General features: G+C 44.7%; 20 protein-coding genes. 3 read left to right on the plus strand and 17 right to left on the minus strand.

Translation table 11 applies throughout. The annotated features are described in order from the left end of the window. Positions 1 to 2 precede the first annotated feature (2 nt). From trpD to trpE, 7 genes are all read right to left on the minus strand, one after another. A complete protein-coding gene (gene trpD / locus M72_RS16030) occupies positions 3 to 1,013 on the minus strand; it encodes an anthranilate phosphoribosyltransferase (RefSeq protein ID WP_055068901.1) in 1,011 nt (336 codons plus the stop codon). Positions 1,014 to 1,046: 33 nt separating this feature from the next. Beyond that, a complete protein-coding gene (gene trpA / locus M72_RS16035; protein ID WP_055068902.1) occupies positions 1,047 to 1,841 on the minus strand; it encodes a tryptophan synthase subunit alpha in 795 nt (264 codons plus the stop codon). Between the two features lie 16 nt (positions 1,842 to 1,857). Beyond that, positions 1,858 to 3,045 carry a tryptophan synthase subunit beta gene (trpB, locus tag M72_RS16040; protein ID WP_055068903.1) on the minus strand — a complete coding sequence of 396 codons (1,188 nt, stop codon included), beginning with the start codon at positions 3,043 to 3,045 and terminating at the stop codon, positions 1,858 to 1,860. After that, positions 3,042 to 3,707, minus strand: coding sequence for a phosphoribosylanthranilate isomerase (locus M72_RS16045; protein WP_055068904.1), 666 nt, complete (start codon positions 3,705 to 3,707; stop codon positions 3,042 to 3,044). The genes trpB and M72_RS16045 overlap by 4 nt, the downstream gene beginning before the upstream one ends. Continuing rightward, positions 3,704 to 4,489, minus strand: a complete 786-nt coding sequence (gene trpC, locus M72_RS16050) for an indole-3-glycerol phosphate synthase TrpC (protein ID WP_055068905.1) — start codon at positions 4,487 to 4,489, stop codon at positions 3,704 to 3,706. The genes M72_RS16045 and trpC overlap by 4 nt, the downstream gene beginning before the upstream one ends. A 93-nt stretch (positions 4,490 to 4,582) precedes the next feature. After that, positions 4,583 to 5,152 carry an anthranilate synthase component II gene (locus tag M72_RS16055; RefSeq protein ID WP_055068906.1) on the minus strand — a complete coding sequence of 190 codons (570 nt, stop codon included), beginning with the start codon at positions 5,150 to 5,152 and terminating at the stop codon, positions 4,583 to 4,585. Continuing rightward, entirely contained in the window at positions 5,149 to 6,561 is a 1,413-nt protein-coding gene (trpE, locus tag M72_RS16060; RefSeq protein WP_022046192.1) for an anthranilate synthase component I, read from the minus strand. The genes M72_RS16055 and trpE overlap by 4 nt, the downstream gene beginning before the upstream one ends. Positions 6,562 to 7,114: 553 nt before the next feature. On the opposite strand from trpE, the gene M72_RS16070 reads away from it, so the two are divergent. From M72_RS16070 to M72_RS16080, 3 genes are read left to right on the plus strand one after another with little or no spacing between them, the layout of a single operon-like run. Continuing rightward, a complete protein-coding gene (locus M72_RS16070; protein WP_055068908.1) occupies positions 7,115 to 8,068 on the plus strand; it encodes a TAXI family TRAP transporter solute-binding subunit in 954 nt (317 codons plus the stop codon). Between the two features lie 20 nt (positions 8,069 to 8,088). After that, complete coding sequence (gene gltS / locus M72_RS16075) at positions 8,089 to 9,276, plus strand: sodium/glutamate symporter (protein ID WP_055068909.1); 1,188 nt, start codon at positions 8,089 to 8,091, stop codon at positions 9,274 to 9,276. Between the two features lie 17 nt (positions 9,277 to 9,293). Beyond that, complete coding sequence (locus tag M72_RS16080) at positions 9,294 to 9,482, plus strand: hypothetical protein (RefSeq protein ID WP_022046195.1); 189 nt, start codon at positions 9,294 to 9,296, stop codon at positions 9,480 to 9,482. Between the two features lie 63 nt (positions 9,483 to 9,545). On the opposite strand, the gene M72_RS16085 is transcribed toward M72_RS16080, so the two are convergent. From M72_RS16085 to M72_RS16125, 10 genes are all read right to left on the minus strand, one after another. Further along, entirely contained in the window at positions 9,546 to 10,445 is a 900-nt protein-coding gene (locus M72_RS16085; protein WP_055068910.1) for a hypothetical protein, read from the minus strand. Between the two features lie 67 nt (positions 10,446 to 10,512). After that, positions 10,513 to 11,535, minus strand: coding sequence for an MATE family efflux transporter (locus M72_RS16090; protein WP_314733832.1), 1,023 nt, complete (start codon positions 11,533 to 11,535; stop codon positions 10,513 to 10,515). 26 nt (positions 11,536 to 11,561) lie between these two features. Further along, complete coding sequence (locus M72_RS17875) at positions 11,562 to 11,831, minus strand: MATE family efflux transporter (protein WP_055068912.1); 270 nt, start codon at positions 11,829 to 11,831, stop codon at positions 11,562 to 11,564. Positions 11,832 to 11,835: 4 nt separating this feature from the next. After that, positions 11,836 to 12,279 (minus strand): hypothetical protein, encoded by a 444-nt coding sequence (locus M72_RS16100; protein ID WP_022046199.1) that lies wholly within the window; start codon positions 12,277 to 12,279, stop codon positions 11,836 to 11,838. Positions 12,280 to 12,379: 100 nt separating this feature from the next. Continuing rightward, positions 12,380 to 13,003, minus strand: coding sequence for an HNH endonuclease (locus M72_RS16105; protein WP_055068913.1), 624 nt, complete (start codon positions 13,001 to 13,003; stop codon positions 12,380 to 12,382). A gap of 32 nt (positions 13,004 to 13,035) precedes the next feature. Further along, on the minus strand, positions 13,036 to 13,830 hold the full coding sequence (locus M72_RS16110) for a DUF6033 family protein (RefSeq protein ID WP_155175972.1): 795 nt from the start codon (positions 13,828 to 13,830) through the stop codon (positions 13,036 to 13,038). Between the two features lie 282 nt (positions 13,831 to 14,112). Next, positions 14,113 to 14,631 (minus strand): alpha/beta fold hydrolase, encoded by a 519-nt coding sequence (locus M72_RS16115; RefSeq protein ID WP_141652773.1) that lies wholly within the window; start codon positions 14,629 to 14,631, stop codon positions 14,113 to 14,115. Positions 14,632 to 14,720: 89 nt separating this feature from the next. Beyond that, positions 14,721 to 15,620 carry a putative ABC transporter permease gene (locus M72_RS16120; RefSeq protein ID WP_055068915.1) on the minus strand — a complete coding sequence of 300 codons (900 nt, stop codon included), beginning with the start codon at positions 15,618 to 15,620 and terminating at the stop codon, positions 14,721 to 14,723. Between the two features lie 55 nt (positions 15,621 to 15,675). Beyond that, positions 15,676 to 15,846, minus strand: coding sequence for a hypothetical protein (locus M72_RS17275; protein ID WP_176694806.1), 171 nt, complete (start codon positions 15,844 to 15,846; stop codon positions 15,676 to 15,678). A 124-nt stretch (positions 15,847 to 15,970) separates the two neighbouring features. Next, positions 15,971 to 16,498, minus strand: a complete 528-nt coding sequence (locus tag M72_RS16125; RefSeq protein ID WP_055068916.1) for an IS66 family transposase — start codon at positions 16,496 to 16,498, stop codon at positions 15,971 to 15,973. Positions 16,499 to 16,537: the final 39 nt, after the last annotated feature.

Here is a 16,537-nt window from a genome sequence, read left to right on the forward strand (position 1 = left end):
CCTTATGCGTTTGTTGCCTGTACCATTGCCTCAAGGGTTCTGACTGCTGCTCCAGAATCGATCGTCTTTGCTGCAAGTGCAATGCCATCTGCAATACTGTCTGCCTTTTTCCCAATATACAAAGCGGCTCCTGCATTCAAAAGCACAATCTCCCTCTTTGGTCCCTGTTCCTTTCCAGAAAGAATATCTCTGGTGATCTGTGCGTTTACGGCTCCATCCCCACCCTGCAGTTTTGCGATTTCACACCGCTTTAATCCAAACTGTTCCGGTGTGATTGTATAGGTGGTTACTTTTCCGTCCTTAATTTCAGATACCGTGGTCTCACCGGTCAGTGTGATCTCATCCATGTTATCCTCTCCGCTGACAACCATTCCCCGTTCTACCCCGAGGTTCATCATGGTTCCCGCAATCACTTCCGTAAGTGCCGGGGAATACACCCCTACAAGCATTGCCCTGGCACGGGATGGATTAGAAAGTGGTCCTAAAATATTAAACACGGTGCGGATGCCCAGCTGTTTCCGGACCGGTCCCACATACTTCATGGCAGGATTAAAATGCGGTGCAAACATAAATCCGATCCCGACCGTCTCCACACACTTTTCTACCACAGCCGGATCTGCGGAAATATTTACGCCAAGTGCTTCTAACACATCTCCGGCACCACTTTTAGAAGAAATGGAACGATTGCCATGTTTTGCCACCGGAAGCCCGGCTGCTGCCACAACGAACGCTGATGTTGTGGAAATATTAAACGAATAGGTACAGTCTCCGCCGGTACCGACAAAATCCACATAATCTGCCACTTTCGGACTGATCGTATTTGCCTTGTTGCGCAATACAGCTGCCAGTCCCGTAATCTCATCCAGCGTTTCCCCTTTCATGCGGAGTGCTGTCAGAAAACATGCAATCTGCGCCTCTGTTGCCTGTCCGGTCAGAATCAGCTCCTGTGCTTTCATCGCTTCCTCTTTTGTCAGATCTTTTCCCTCTACCAGTTTGGCCAGAATCTCTTTCATCTATGATATCCTCCTGTTTTATTCGCTTTTCCGTTACATTTCATTTAACTCTTTTTTGAATGTGCTGCAATAGTCTGCTGCAGCCTGCGGATCAAAACCGTGTTCCCGCATCAGTGTGATAAAATGAGAGCCTACAATGGCTCCGTCAATAATCTCTTTCATCGGACGTACATCCTCTGCCGTGCGGATACCAAATCCCATCATAACCGGAATTTTTGCCTCTTTCTTTACCGCTGTCAGATATTCTAAAATCTGACGGTGGAAGGTTGCTTCCTGTCCGGTAACTCCCATGGAAGACACACAGTAGACGAATCCCCTTGCATTTTTAAGGATTTTTGGCACACGGTCTTTGGATACCGGGGAAACCAGCTGGATCAGAATGGTTCCATCCTCTTTCTGTAACTGTGTCTGGAGTTCTTCCTGCTCTTCCAGCGGCAGATCCGGAATGATCAGTCCATCCACCCCGCAGGCATTGCACTCTTTTACAAATTTTTCCACTCCATAATGCAGTACCGTGTTGTAATACATCATAAATACAATCGGGATCTGCACACCATCGTCACGCATCTCTTTCATACAGGTAAATGTCTTCTCCAGATTTGCCCCGCCGAGAATTGCCTCATAGGAAGCCGCCTGAATGACCGGACCGTCCGCTACCGGATCGGAAAACGGAATTCCAAGTTCAATAATGTCCGTTCCCGCCGCTTCCTGTGCTTTGATGATCGCCTTTGTCTTATCATAATCCGGCAGACCTGCTGTGATATAAGTAATAAATGCCTTTTCTTTCTTTTCCTGTAACGCCTGAAGCGCTGTCTCAATTCGATTCATCCCTGTTATGCCCTCCTTAATTCAGATATCCTTTTCCGTCAAGATAATCCGCAATGGTGTTTACATCTTTATCTCCACGACCGGACAGACAGATAATCATGCTCTGGTCCATGGTCATTTCTTTTGCCTTTTTAAATGCATAGGCAACGGCATGTGCACTCTCAATTGCCGGAATAATTCCCTCTAACTTACACAGTTCCATCAGCGCATCCATTGCCTCCACATCCGTAATTGCCACATATTTTGCACGTCCGGTATCCCGCAGATATGCATGCTCCGGTCCGACTCCCGGATAATCCAGTCCGGCGGAAATGGAGTGTGCCAGCTGGATATTTCCATCGGTATCCTGCAACAGATACGAACGCATGCCATGCAATACTCCAGGCTCTCCCAAAGCCATGGCGCTGGCATGTTTTCCGGTCTCAATTCCAAGGCCCGCTGCTTCTACACCGATCAGTTCCACCTCCGGCTCATCAATAAAATCGGCAAACATTCCGATGGAATTGGAACCGCCGCCCACACATGCCATAACCACATCCGGATTCTTTCCTTCTGCTTCCATGTGCTGACGCTTTGCCTCCCGGCTGATCACACTCTGAAACTCTTTCACCATCTTCGGATACGGATACGGTCCTACCGCAGATCCGATAATATAGAACGTATCCTCCGCTGTTTTAGCCCAGGTACGGATGGCTTCGTTTGTCGCGTCTTTTAAGGTATTGCTTCCGGATTCCACGGATACCACTTTTGCACCAAGCATCTCCATACGCATCACATTCAGTTTCTGTCTCTGGATATCTTCTTTTCCCATGTACACCGTACATTCCATATCAAACAGTGCTGCTCCCGTTGCAGTAGCTACACCATGCTGTCCTGCACCGGTCTCCGCGATTACCTTTGTCTTTCCCATACGCTTTGCCAGAAGGATCTGACCGATCACATTGTTGATCTTGTGGGCACCGGTATGGTTTAAATCTTCACGCTTTAAGTAAATTTTTGTACCGTATTTTGCAGACAGACGCTCTGCATAGTAAAGCGGTGTCTCTCTGCCGACATACTGTTTCAGATAATAATGATACTGCTTCATAAACTCCGGATCATGAATGGCCTCCTCATATGCCTGATCCAGTTCCTGTAATGTATTCATCAGCGACTCTGCCACATACTGTCCGCCAAACTGTCCATAATATGCTTTCTTATTCATCTTTCTTTCCTTTCTTTTGCTTCCTCTTTGACACATGCTACAAATTGTTTGATCAATGCTTCATCTTTGCCATTTTCATTTTCCACCCCGGAACTGACATCCACAACATCCGGATGAAACAGCTGGATTCCTTTGTTCACATTTCCGGCATGTAAGCCTCCTGCTAAAACGAATTTTCTCCCGGCAAAAATTCCCTCTGTCTGGTGAAACGTCTGCGTCTTTTGCCAGTCAAACGTCTGTCCGCCTCCGTAATTTGCTCCATCCACCACAAGTGCTGTAATTTTCTGCTGTAACTTTTCCGGCAAATCCAAAAAATCTTTTGTCTTTTCTGCAAACTCTTTGGGATCTGACAGGTTTATGGCATACCAGACGGGAAGTTCCACTGCCGAAAGTGCCTCGGCTGACAGCGTTCCATGCATCTGGATGATATCAAATTTCATCTGTTGCAGTATTTGAATCTGTGCTGCATCCGGAGAAACAGTCACGGCAACTTTCTTTATATCCGGACGGATTTTTTCCATAATTTTTTTTGCTTTTTGACAGCTTACATTGCGTTTGCTTTTTTCATAAAACACAAATCCTGTATAATCGGCACCTGCATCATTTACATATTGTGCATCCACTGGCTTTTGAAGTCCGCAGATCTTTACTTTTGGTCTCATGCCTGATACAGCTCCTTCCACTTTTGTGCAAGCGCTTTTGGATTTTCCGATTCCATAAATGCCCGCCCGATCAAAAAGGCATCTACTCCGCAATCGCGCAGAAAACGTACATCTTCATCCCCTGTAATTCCACTTTCTGCCACAAACACCTTATCCTCTGGCACATAAGGGCGAAGCCGTCTGGTATGTTCTAGAGAAATCGTAAAATCTTTCAGATTTCGATTATTGACTCCAATAATGCGCGGATTGATTTTCATTGCCCGCTCTACCTCTGCCTCATCATGCGTTTCTACCAGCACATCGAGTTCAAGTTCTCTTGCCAGCTGATAAAAATCATGCATCTGTGCATCATCCAAAATTGCCGTAATCAAAAGTACCGCATCCGCTCCAATCACTTTTGCCTCATAAAACTGATACTCACAGATCATAAAATCTTTCCGTAAAATCGGAAGCTGTGATTTCGCCCGGATTTCCTTTAAATATTCTACATTTCCGTGAAAATGATCTTCTTCTGTCAGACACGAAATGGCATCCACAGATGCATTGTATTCCGCGATCCGCTCCATCAGATCAATCTTGCTTGTAATTGTTCCAAGACTTGGGGATGCTTTCTTAAATTCTCCGATAATAGAAAGTCCCGGTTTCTTTAAATGATTGTAAAAGCAATTGGCTTCCCTCGTCTTTGTCTCCTCTGCCATACGGCGCATCTGACTTTCTGAAATGCGGGCCATATGTTCTGGAAGCCGTCTTTTTTTGTCTGCTACAATTTCTTCTAAAATCATATCGTATCTCCTAACACTTTTCGGGGACATCGGTCCATATAAAGTTTTCCTTTGGCAAAGGACCGACGCTGCATGTTAGATTTCCAAGGAAATCTAACACATATCATTTACGAAGTTTTCTATGATGCGTTTGCCGTGTTCGGTATAAATGGATTCCGGATGGAACTGTAATCCGACAACCGGATATTCCTTATGACGCATAGCCATGATCTCGCCATCGTCTGTCCGTGCCAGCACCCGCAGACAATCTGGCAGATCTTTTTCCTGTACCGCAAGCGAATGATACCTTGCCACACGGATCGGAGAATTGATTCCCGTAAATACGCTGCTTCCATCATGCTCAATCAGTGACTGTTTGCCATGAAACAGTGCTTTTGCATAAGAAACGGTTCCCCCTAATGCCTCACCAATACACTGGTGTCCCAGACAGATACCAAGAATCGGCTTCTTTCCGGTAAATTCCCGGACAACATCCATGCAGATGCCAGCCTCTTTTGGATTTTTCGGTCCTGGAGAAAGCACGATCCGTTCCGGGTCCATCGCAGTAATTTCATCAATGGTAATCTTGTCATTACGGACAACTTTGATATCGGAGTTAAAAATCCCGATATACTGATACAGGTTATAAGTAAAAGAATCATAGTTATCAATCAGTAAAATCATAAATTTTCCTCCTCAATCAGTGTCTTTGCCAGTGCCATTACTTTATTGCAGCACTCCTGGTACTCATTTTCCGGAACGGAATCTGCAACTATTCCCGCTCCAGCCTGCAAATATACACGGTTTTTCTTTTTGATCATTGTCCGGATCGTAATACAGAAATCCATATCACCGGAGAAATCAATGTATCCGGTTGCGCCTCCGTAGAGTCCTCTGCGCACACTCTCAAGTTCATCGATAATCTCCATCGCGCGGATCTTCGGTGCTCCAGAAAGCGTTCCTGCCGGAAGGAACGAAGAAACCAGATCCAGCGGATGAAATTCTCCTTTTTTCTTTCCTTCCACCATAGATACGATGTGCATTACATGGGAATAATTCTGTACTTCCATAAACTGTGTCACCTTGACGGTTCCGAATTCTGAGATCCGTCCCATGTCATTTCTCGCAAGATCCACCAGCATGACATGTTCGGCGCGTTCCTTTTCATCCCGGAGCAATTCATCCCGAAGCAATGCATCCTCCTCGGCATCCACACCCCTGCGCCGGGTTCCGGCGATCGGACAGGTATACACCCTGCTTCCCTGCTGCTTTACAATCATTTCCGGGGAACTTCCGATCACTTCAAACTCTCCATAATTGAAATAATACAGATACGGGGATGGATTCAGTTCCCGGAGCTCTTTATACAGCTCAAATCCGGTCTGTTTTGTCTCAATCGTCCATCTCTGGGAAAGCACGGTCTGGAAAATATGTCCTTCCCGGATATACTGTTTGATTTTTTCGACTTTTTCGCAATACTGTTCTAAGGTATCGGACTGGTTGACAATCACACCGTCATGTGTAAAATTTCTGTCCGGTATCTGTCCGGCATTTTTTCTTGCCTCCTCAATCAGTTCTGCTGCTTCTGCTAATGCTTTCTTTTTTCCGTCTTCCGAATCTTCTCCAAGAATCACTGCGGTCAGTGTCTCTGCCACATGATCCACCAGGATAAATTTTGTCATGAGCATCATCTGGATGGTCTCGATTCCAATCTCGTCTGGATTGTTATCCGGCAGTACTTCCGCATAGCGGACAAAATCATATCCCAGATTTCCGACCAGTCCTCCGGAAAAAGACAGCTCTTCGTTTTCTTTTACGATATCAAACTCGCTGTAATATTCTTTCAGACGTTCGAGCGGATTTCCCTGCCGGATTTCTTCCGTCCCGTTGTTCCGCCGGATCACGAGTGCATCCCCGCGGGAAGTAATGATCTCTTCCGGTTCTTTTCCAAAAAACGTATATCTGTCATAATTTTTATCATAACTTTCCAGAAGAAATCCTTTTTTGTTTCCTACCAGACTCTCATACATGCCGATCGCTGTTTCATTTACAATGCTGACTGTCTTTTTGTATACCCGTAATCTCCGCTTCATATTACTGCTCCTTTTTTCCAAATAAAAAACGTCCCTGATCCGACTGCTGCCGGATCAGGGACGATTATCCTCGTGGTGCCACCCTTCTTCGCTCCGTAACTGAAAACTAACAAAGGCAGCCATCCCCGAACCGGAAATAACTGCCACCAATTACGCAACCTCTTGTGATACAGAAAACAAAATCTCTTTGTCTCGATATCCATGCCCCTGTAACGTGGGGAAACGGCTCAACTACTCGCCTTACGCTTTCACCTTGCATCTAACGAATCCATTCCATGACAAACTATCCTGCCGGCTCACACCTGCCGCCGGCTCTCTGAAAGGAATCATCTGCTGTACTTACCTTCGCTCAATGATTTTATTTCTCTTTAATTTATTAACAGTTTAATACACTACAGTGTGTCTGTCAACCAAAATTTTAACTTTCAGGAAAATTTCATTTTAGGATACAATCACCTTGCGGAATTTTATATTTTCTTTTTCACTCTTTTCGTGTAAAATACATTTTACGGCAATGTTTATTGCATAACAACTTAAGAAAGGACTTATAGCTATGAAACAAAAAATAGGACTGTTTCTTTGTCTTGCCCTGCTCCTTACCGGATGCAGCTACCAGACAAAGACCATCCGTTTCGGTGCAGCCGACATCGGTGGGATGTATTATACCGTTGCAAATGCTTATGCCGGTCTGGCATCCAAAGAATCCTCCGACCTGAAATTTGAAGTTAAAAACACCGCCGGATCTGCGGCAAATCTACGGCTTTTGTCCGGAAATTACATTGATCTTGGGATCGCACAGGCGGATCTGGTCCGGGCAGCCCATGAAGGAACCGGCAGTTTTTCTGATAACAGACAACAGGGATACCGTGCCATTGCAGGACTTTATACCGAAGCCTGCCAGATCGTCGTCCGGGCAGATTCTGATATCCGGACATTAAATGATCTGCAGGGAAAAACCGTCAGCATCGGTGCCAGCGAATCCGGAACCGAACAAAACGCTACCGAAATTTTAAAACTGAGTGGTCTGACTTCGAAACTGGTGCACATGGTGAATCTGGATTATGCAGATGCCGCCGGAAAACTTGCCTCCGGTGAAATTGATGCCTTATTCTGCACCGCCGGCATCCGCACCGCAGTCATTGAAGAACTGGCAAAGGAATGTGATCTGCGGCTCCTTTCCATCGACGATACCTGTCTGGAAAAACTGCTTGCAACCACAAAGGAATACAGCAAATATGTCATTCCTGCAAACACTTACAGTGGACAGGACGAAGACGTGACAACCATTGGAGTCAAAGCTGTACTGCTTGCCTCCGATGCCCTTTCCGAAAAAACCGTGGAAAAACTTACAGAAATTCTGTTTTCCCACGCACAGGATCTGGCCTATGCCACATCTTTAGACGCTGCTTTTGACGAGACAGATGCATCCTCCGGTGTAACCATTCCCTTCCATCCGGGTGCTGCTGCTTATTATGCCGGGCAGGGAATCAGCGTCAATACAAAATAACATATGAAAGAAGGACAACTATGGAAATACATTTGAATATGTACCAGACACTGGCAGTTGCTGTACTGGTACTCTTGTTTGGCAGCTTTTTAAGACACCGCATCGGGTTTCTGGAAAAATTCTGTATTCCGGCACCTGTCATTGGCGGTCTTTTGTTTGCAATTTTGACCTGTCTTTGTTATGTTACCGGAATTGCGGAATTCTCTTTTGACGACACACTCCGGGAAGTATGCATGGTATTTTTCTTTACCTCGGTCGGTTTTCAGGCCAACTTAAAAGTGTTAAAAAGCGGGGGCACAGCTATGGCAGTTTTCCTCGGTCTTGTCGTTGCACTGATTATATGTCAGAACCTTCTTGCCGTGGGATTGTCCCATGTCCTGCACTTAAATCCGCTGATTGGTATGTGTACCGGCTCCATCCCAATGGTCGGCGGTCATGGTACAGCCGGAGCATTCGGTCCTGTATTAGAAGATTTTAATATTCAGGGAGCCACCACGATCTGTACTGCAGCTGCCACCTTTGGTCTGATTTCCGGCAGTCTGGTCGGCGGTCCGCTCGGCAGACGCCTGATTGAAAAACAGAACCTGCTGTCCACGGCAGTCACGGAAGATGACAGTCTGCTGGTTGAGGACGAAAAGAAACATGAGCGCCATACGAACATGTATGCATCTGCCGTATTTCAGTTAATCCTTGCGATCGGTCTGGGAACTATTTTTTCTTATTTTCTGACCAAAACCGGACTTACCTTTCCGGTTTACATCGGTGCCATGCTTGCAGCCGCACTGATCCGCAACATTGCCGAATACTCCGGCAAAGCAACGATCCACATGGGTGAAATCAACGACCTTGGAGGTATCAGTCTCTCCCTCTTTTTGGGTATGGCGATGATCACCTTAAAGCTCTGGGAACTTGCTTCTTTAGCGCTTCCGCTTGTGATCCTGCTGACGGCACAGGTCGTACTGATCTGTGTATTTACTTACTTCATCGAGTTTAATATTATGGGACGGGATTACGATGCCGCTGTACTGGTTGCCGGAACCTGTGGTTTTGGTATGGGTGCTACTCCAAATGCCATGGCAAACATGCAGGCCATCTGTGACCGCTACGTGCCTTCCGTAAAAGCGTATCTCCTGATTCCTCTGATCGGAAGTTTATTTGCAGATTTTATCAACAGCCTTGTAATTACCTTTTTTATCAATATTTTGTAATTGGGAGGACAACGAAAATGTTTTGGAAAAAATTAAAGAAAAAGGCAACGGAAAAGCATAATTACGACCTGACCTACGACAATGTAGCGATTCCGGAAGTGCACACCCACAAACCGGAAGATCACGAAGAAACTCCGGGTGAAGATGCCCCGGTGCACTATGACAATGTAGCTATCCCTGAGGTACATATCCGCAGGAAAAAATAAAAGACTCCGCAGAATCAAATCCCTGAGGGTTCCGGTTCTGCGGAGTTTTTCTTTTCCTGTCATTTATTTTAAATGCAGACTTTCTTCCTTTCCCTGAATCTGCAGCGTCACCGGGCGTTCCACATGTACGCATTCTCCCTGTTCTAACGTTCCTATCACGTTGTCTTCTTTCAGCAGTAAAATCTTCTCCGGAGAATCACTGATCATCCGGTATGTCTGTTTCGAAGGGTCATAGGAAATCTGACAATGTTTCCACTCGAATGTTTTGTTTCCTGCTGTATTCTTCTTTTTTGTGGAAGAATCCTCTTTCCGGCTGCGTTTCTTTTTCGACTTTCTCCGCCGGTGAGCTTTTTTGCGCCGCCAGCCGTGTCCAGACCGCTTCGGATTCTTTTCCCTTTTTATCTGCTCATTTCCCTGTTTTTCGGGTGGCCGGTACCCTCCTGTAATCCATCCTGTCAGTATGAGTATCCATGCGACTCCATGCAGCAGGGTAAAGAAATATATCCCTGACAACAGAAACGGATACAGTGCCGGAAACACAGCCAAAACAATCAGCAGTTCTGCCAGCACCAGACTGGTAAACAGCGTTGGCAGCAGCATCGTCTTTTTTCCTTCCGCCAGAAACAACATTCCCACAGACAAAAAACAAAGCAGTACCGGGAGCAGTGCTGCAATGGCACAAACTGCCAGAAGCCGCATCTGTCCCACTCCCTGTACATAAGAAAGACTGCTTTTTACCGTACCAACCGTGATCGGAGCTTTTAAAACGAAAGTATCTGCCACTCTGCCTTCTGTCAGATACGTATAACCTGCCCTTCCTCCTGCTTTCACCACATCCAGACCGGACAGCGTCATCTCCTGCCCGCCTGCCGAAAACTTACAAAACGGCAATAGCATGGAAAGTAATGCCAGAAGAAGTGCTATTGCTGCTATATTTTTCAATAAACGTCCATACGTTCTCATGCTCATTTCCTCCCATCGTTTTACATTCTGACAGGCTCATTATAGCACGGAATCTTTTGTCTTCTTATTAAATTTCTTTTAAATTTTTGTGATTCACAATTGCCACCCAGATTCCCGGGGCTTTCAACGGCACCGAAAGGATATAGGCCAGCACAACACGCAGCCCCAGAGAGATCACCGTAAGTACCACTGACATCTGTGCTTTGTTGATTGCCCGGTAATATCCGTACAGCAGAAACAGACACCCGATTCCACAGTAAAACGAGCCCTCGATACGCAGATACTGCACACCACACGCGATGACCGCCGTCTCCTGTGCCTTCACAAAAATCTCCATCAGAGATGCTGCAAACGTGCACACCAGAATGGAAATAATGATACTGAATACAATACTGATCGCAAAGGCTTCCTTCGTTCCTTTTTGGATCCGTCCGTAATCTTTCACCCCATAATTCTGTGCGACAAACGTGGAATACGCATTGCCGAAATCCTGTACCGGAAGATATGCAAATGTGTCAATTTTGACCGCTGCCGCAAATGCCGCCATCGTTGTTGCCCCGAAACTGTTTACAAGCCCCTGCACCATCAGAATTCCAAAATTCATGACCGACTGCTGCAGACAGGTCAGTGAAGACAACGTTATAATTTCTTTCATGATAACCGGATCAAATCCCTCACGCAGCATCCCTTTCTGCTGTGATTTCTGCGGTTTCATCGTTGCGCCAGCCGCACGCCCTGATTGTGACACAACAACATACAGCAAAATGCCGATTCCCGCTATATACTGGGAAACCACAGTTGCTGCCGCCGCCCCACGGATGCCCCAGTGAAAGCCTACAACAAACAACAGATCCAGTCCGATATTTAAAACGGAAGATACCGCCAGAAATACAAGCGGAACCGTAGAATTTCCGAGTGCCCGGAGCAGACAGGCAAAAAAGTTATACAGTGAAGAGGCAAGCAGCCCCGCATAAATAATAACCAGATACTGCCGCATCCCCTCCATGACTTCCTGTGGCACACGTAGAAACCACAGAATAGGATGCATACACACATACACCAGCACGTTAACGAAGACCATCACTGCCATGATGAGCACAAAAGCATGCGCCACAGCTACCCGCGCGCATGCTTATCGTTTTTCCCTTTATAAATGGAAAATAAGACTCCTGCCCCCATGGAAAGTCCCAGAAAAATCGAGGTCAAAAAGGTCATAAGTGTATAGGCGGACCCCACCGCCGCGAGTGCATTCTTTCCAACCACGCGCCCGACAATCAGTGTATCCGCAATATTGTAAAACTGTTGCATCAGATTGCCCGCCATCATCGGCAGTGCAAATAAGATAAGATTTTTTGATATTTTTCCTTTTGTTAAATCATAGTACATTCTTTTATTCCGTGATGATTTCCCCAACACTGCTTTCCATTTCGTCCTTTTCCAGAAGCATCTGCTGCGCCCGCTTATCCTCCGCGATTGCTGTCATGATACGGTTGATATCCTCCGGACAGAACATCGTAATTGCCTGTGACAGGTCACTGAGATTATCCCGGTTGACCATCAGACACCCGCCACCTTTTAAGCTGATGTTCAGACACTTGCTACGGTCGGTGACATCCCCGAGTGTAATCCGATTTCTGTCCGTATCACATACAAACGTAACCCCTTTGTACGTGATTGTACCGTTTTGTGCCAGATGCTGATACGGCGCTTTCTTTTCGGTTCCGTCTATATGCTCCCGAAAACTGCTTCCGCGCGTTTGTCCGTTTTGTGTACCCAGTCCTGCTATTTTTCCGTATAATGTAGTGTATCCTGTCTGTAATGCTCCAATTGCCATATTCTTTTTATCCTCCGTAAGTTACATCCTGTTTTTCATGCTTTTCACCTCTGGAAAATAATTCCCGGGTTTGCATGTATTTATACATTTTTCCCAGCTTTTATTTTTGTAATGTATTTATCCAGTTCCATACCACAGGCATATATATTTTTCGCCCGAGATATAGCACAAAAAACACCAGTATCACCGTAAGTATTCTCCGAAGCGGCCAGTACCAAGGCTGTTTTCCAATAAAGCCTTTCAGAATCCAGATTCCCATTTTCGCTTCTTTTTTCTGATTGCACCGCATACAGGCAGTACATAAGTTTTTCATATCATTCGAACCGTGAATTCCAAACAATGCGGCTCTTCTACGCACTGCCGGATACTCCTCCATGCAATGAACCGGAAAAATATGGTCAATCGTTATTTTATCTTTTGACTTCTTTTTCCCACAGTATGCACACCGGTATTTTCCGGTAGGTGATGGATACTTTGCAAAAAAAAGGCTACGGTAATTGCTGCTTCGCGTATACTGCGTTGGCACTGCTTCAAATGTAAGATTCCTTCTTCTGCAATAACGCTGCATATGATTTTTTTCCCATCTGGAACATTCCTTTTTTTCATAATATACTCTGCTATTTTCCCGCCTGATACAGGTATATTTCTTCCACCACAGAAAAATGCGGCAGCGCTTTACGCTTTTTGTTCCATTTTTTATTCTTACGGTATATGTCTGTGCCAATGTTGCAATTTCCTTTATTTCAATTTTTTCTTTTACAGCTTATAATCCACATGTTGTCCCATGAGCTTCTCGCGATCCGTCCGGACTTCATTACTCCTCTCTACAAATGTATATTCACCTATTTTATCCATAAGCTCTTCTACAGAATTGGCAGTTAATGTAATGGTCTGTGTATCATCCTCACTCTCAGTCCTGGATTCTTTGGATTTCTCCAGGCGTTCCTTCTCCTGCTTTTTCTCTGCCTTTTTCTCCGCTGCTTTCTTTTCCGCCTTCTTTTTCTCCGCAGACTTTTGAATTCTGGATTTCTGATCCGACGATGATTTTCTGAGCACTGCAAAAAACGAAGTGGTTCCACCATCATTCACCTGCATGCCATACTCCTTTACATCAGCACCGGATTTTTCCACGCTGGATTTTAACTGTTGCAGCTGTGCTGTTGCTCCACTGAGAATTCCCTCGTATTTCTTACGATAACTCTCATCCATAGCCATTCGTTCAATTTTCTCTTCATCAATAAGAACGACTGTCTTAATATTATTTGCATATTTTGCGGCATTTGCCTGAGCATTTGCTTTCTGATCTTTGCTTACCAGAATAAAATCATAATTTCCGTATTTCTTTTTTAATTTTTCATAATACTTTTGCGCTTCTTTCGAAAGTTTTGGATCACCAATCGTCTTTCCCAAATCTTTGGATTCCGTTACCTTCTCTTCTTTCTTTACTTCCCCGGTTTCCGTATTCCTGGCTACTTTCGTTTTTTCCTTACTGCCCGGTGTATAATTTTGAGCATATACATTTGAAACTATTGTGTTTGTATTAACTGCCATAACCCTTCCTCCTATCACAAGATCAACATCATTGTGCCAGCCCCTGCATCTGCACTGCTACTAATACAAGTATCGTCACATCTTTCAAAAACTTTATACATCGAATGTGTTGATCCGGCATATATGCAATATTCAGAAATTTTTCAGCAGAAATCCACGAATTGTCTGCACATAATCCTCTACTTTCAGGACTGTCGAAAGGTGCCCACCCGAAACATATTTAATGGTTGGATTATGCATCAGCCGAATGAGATCTTTCTGCATTTTACCGGAAAAGAAATCCTAATCCGGAAGTATCAGTAATATTTTGCCTTCCAGTTCCTTAAAATCCGACTCTGTGACAGGTGTCTGATTCATCAGATCAGCCAGCAGCCCGGAAATATGCACAGCTTTTTCCTTCGTATAATCCTTAAAAATAGTTTCAAACATCTCCTGTGCATACGCAATTTCTTCTTTACTTTCATTGCGGATATGTCCCATTCCTGCCCTGATCAGTTTCGGTTTTAATTTTTCATAATTGCAATATTTCATATAAAACAGCATAAGCGGTGCAAGAAAATATTTCTTCTTAAGGCTTTTAAGCGTAGCCGCATCCATCCCACCGTTTGAAATCAGAATGATTCCGCCAACTTCTTTCGGATACTTCTGTGTATAGATCTGTGCAACCATACCTCCGTCACTTGCACCAACAAAAATTGGCTGTGTTACTCCGATCCTGTCAAAAATTATATTTACAAAATATATGAAATTTAAAAAGACGGCTCTTCCGTTTGATTGAAGCTCGTAAAAATGGTGGGCGATTTATCGACCACCACAAAAAAATCAAAAAATTTACACACTTTACTTGACAAACTCAAAAGGGATATATTCTATTTTCTATTTTCTATTTTCTATTTTCTATCTCTCATCTTATTCTTTAATTCCTGAACCACTTCCAGATAATCTCTGTGTTTCATATCCGGAAAAGCCTTGATCAGTCGTCCCTGTCCCACAAACGTATGCTCTACGATTGAGCTGGATAACTCATCAAATTCCTTCTGTAGATCTGCCTTATTTTTGCGAAGCGTCTCAATGGATTTATTTACTTTCTCTTCCGTTGCTTCCTTAAACTCTGCCCTGGCCAAAGCCGCCTGCACCTTACCTTCGCCAACTTTCTGTACGGTATCAATCGTCGTTGTTGCCAGAGAATCACTAATCTTATCACTGATCACCCGCATGTTGGCACGAATTGTATCCAGCCTCGTAAGTTTCCTGTTCAGTCCCTGAATAACCGCAACGGTCACTATAAGATCCGCCAGATACAATGCATAAAGTATGGCAACGACCATCCAGCCCACAATGGATGGCGCGTGCGCAGAAGTGTGATGTTCCACAAAAGACTGAAATACTTTCACAACAAGCAGAATCGCCACTCCCCAGATCAATGAGAACTCCAGACAGATATATCCATGAAAATTCAATGGCTTGTTGGAATAATCCCACCATCTTGCATGAAAGCAAACGTCGAGGAGCCATCCGGCGATCAGTTCAACCGCAGTTGCCAAAATCACACCAAACAGGAAAATCATACCGTCATTCAGCTGGTATCCGCTGCCCTGAAACGTATTCATCATCGCAAATACCGAAAGCACTCCAAATCCGTATACCGGACACACGGGTCCATTTAGGAATCCTCTGTTAATTACTTTTCCACAGGCTACCGCATGATAGACAACTTCAAGTGCCCAGCCTCCAAATGAATAGATCAAAAAATACCAGCATATCTGGTAATATGTCATTCCACAAATCATCTTTTTTCCCCTTATTCTAATATTCCATGTTAATAAAACAGCTCTCATATGATAGCTAAATGCCGTATTCGATGATTTCTTTGCATCTTCTGTCTGTTCCGATACCAGTTCTATCAAATTTTCCGCTTCCAAAATAATCACCTGCTATTTTCTCTAACTGCTCTGCAATCTGCGGAAACGGAAGGTTCAAATCCAATGTCCGCACCCATATCGTGTTGCCATCCATAGAATACTTATTATTCGGTGTTATTTGTTCCTGTGTCGTAAGCGCATAGTTTTAGGGCGTACCCTATAAATGAAATCTGACACCCCGCGCTAGGATGCCAGACATGCGAGTATTTCACTACATTTTATTTACAAGTTTTCTGAGTCAATTCACTCCACGGGGCAAATTGTTCCAATTCCTCCTCTGACATTTCAGCACCAGGACGATGCTCCAGAAGGAAGCTCAGATATTTAAGTGGGTCAAGTTCATTGGCTTTTGCCGTTTCTATCATAGAATAGATTTTCATACTAGCATCCGCTCCGGCTGGTGCATCACAGAAAAGCCAGTTCTTACGGCCAACTACCAATGGTCGAATGCTGTTCTCACTGAGATTATTACTCAGGCTGCATGCACCATCTTTCAGATAGTTCATCATAAACGGACGGCAACCATTGGAATAGTTGATTGCCTTGATCAGCCTGTCTCCGGATTCCGGATGCAGCTGATCAAGCCATGACAAAAAAGCCTCTATGCCAGGTTTTTGATCCTTCAGGCGGCGATGATAAATCTGTTTGAGCGATAATCCTTTTTCTCGATAAGATCGTTCATACTCAAACAGCTTATTACAGTATAGGAATCCCACCATTGTCACCAGTTCGTACCAGCCAGACATAAGATTTACTCTGTGGTCTGCGGCCTTCTTCCTTTAATA

The sequence above is a fragment of the Roseburia faecis genome (assembly GCF_001406815.1).
In the GTDB taxonomy this organism is placed as follows: Bacteria; Bacillota; Clostridia; order Lachnospirales; family Lachnospiraceae; genus Roseburia; species Roseburia faecis.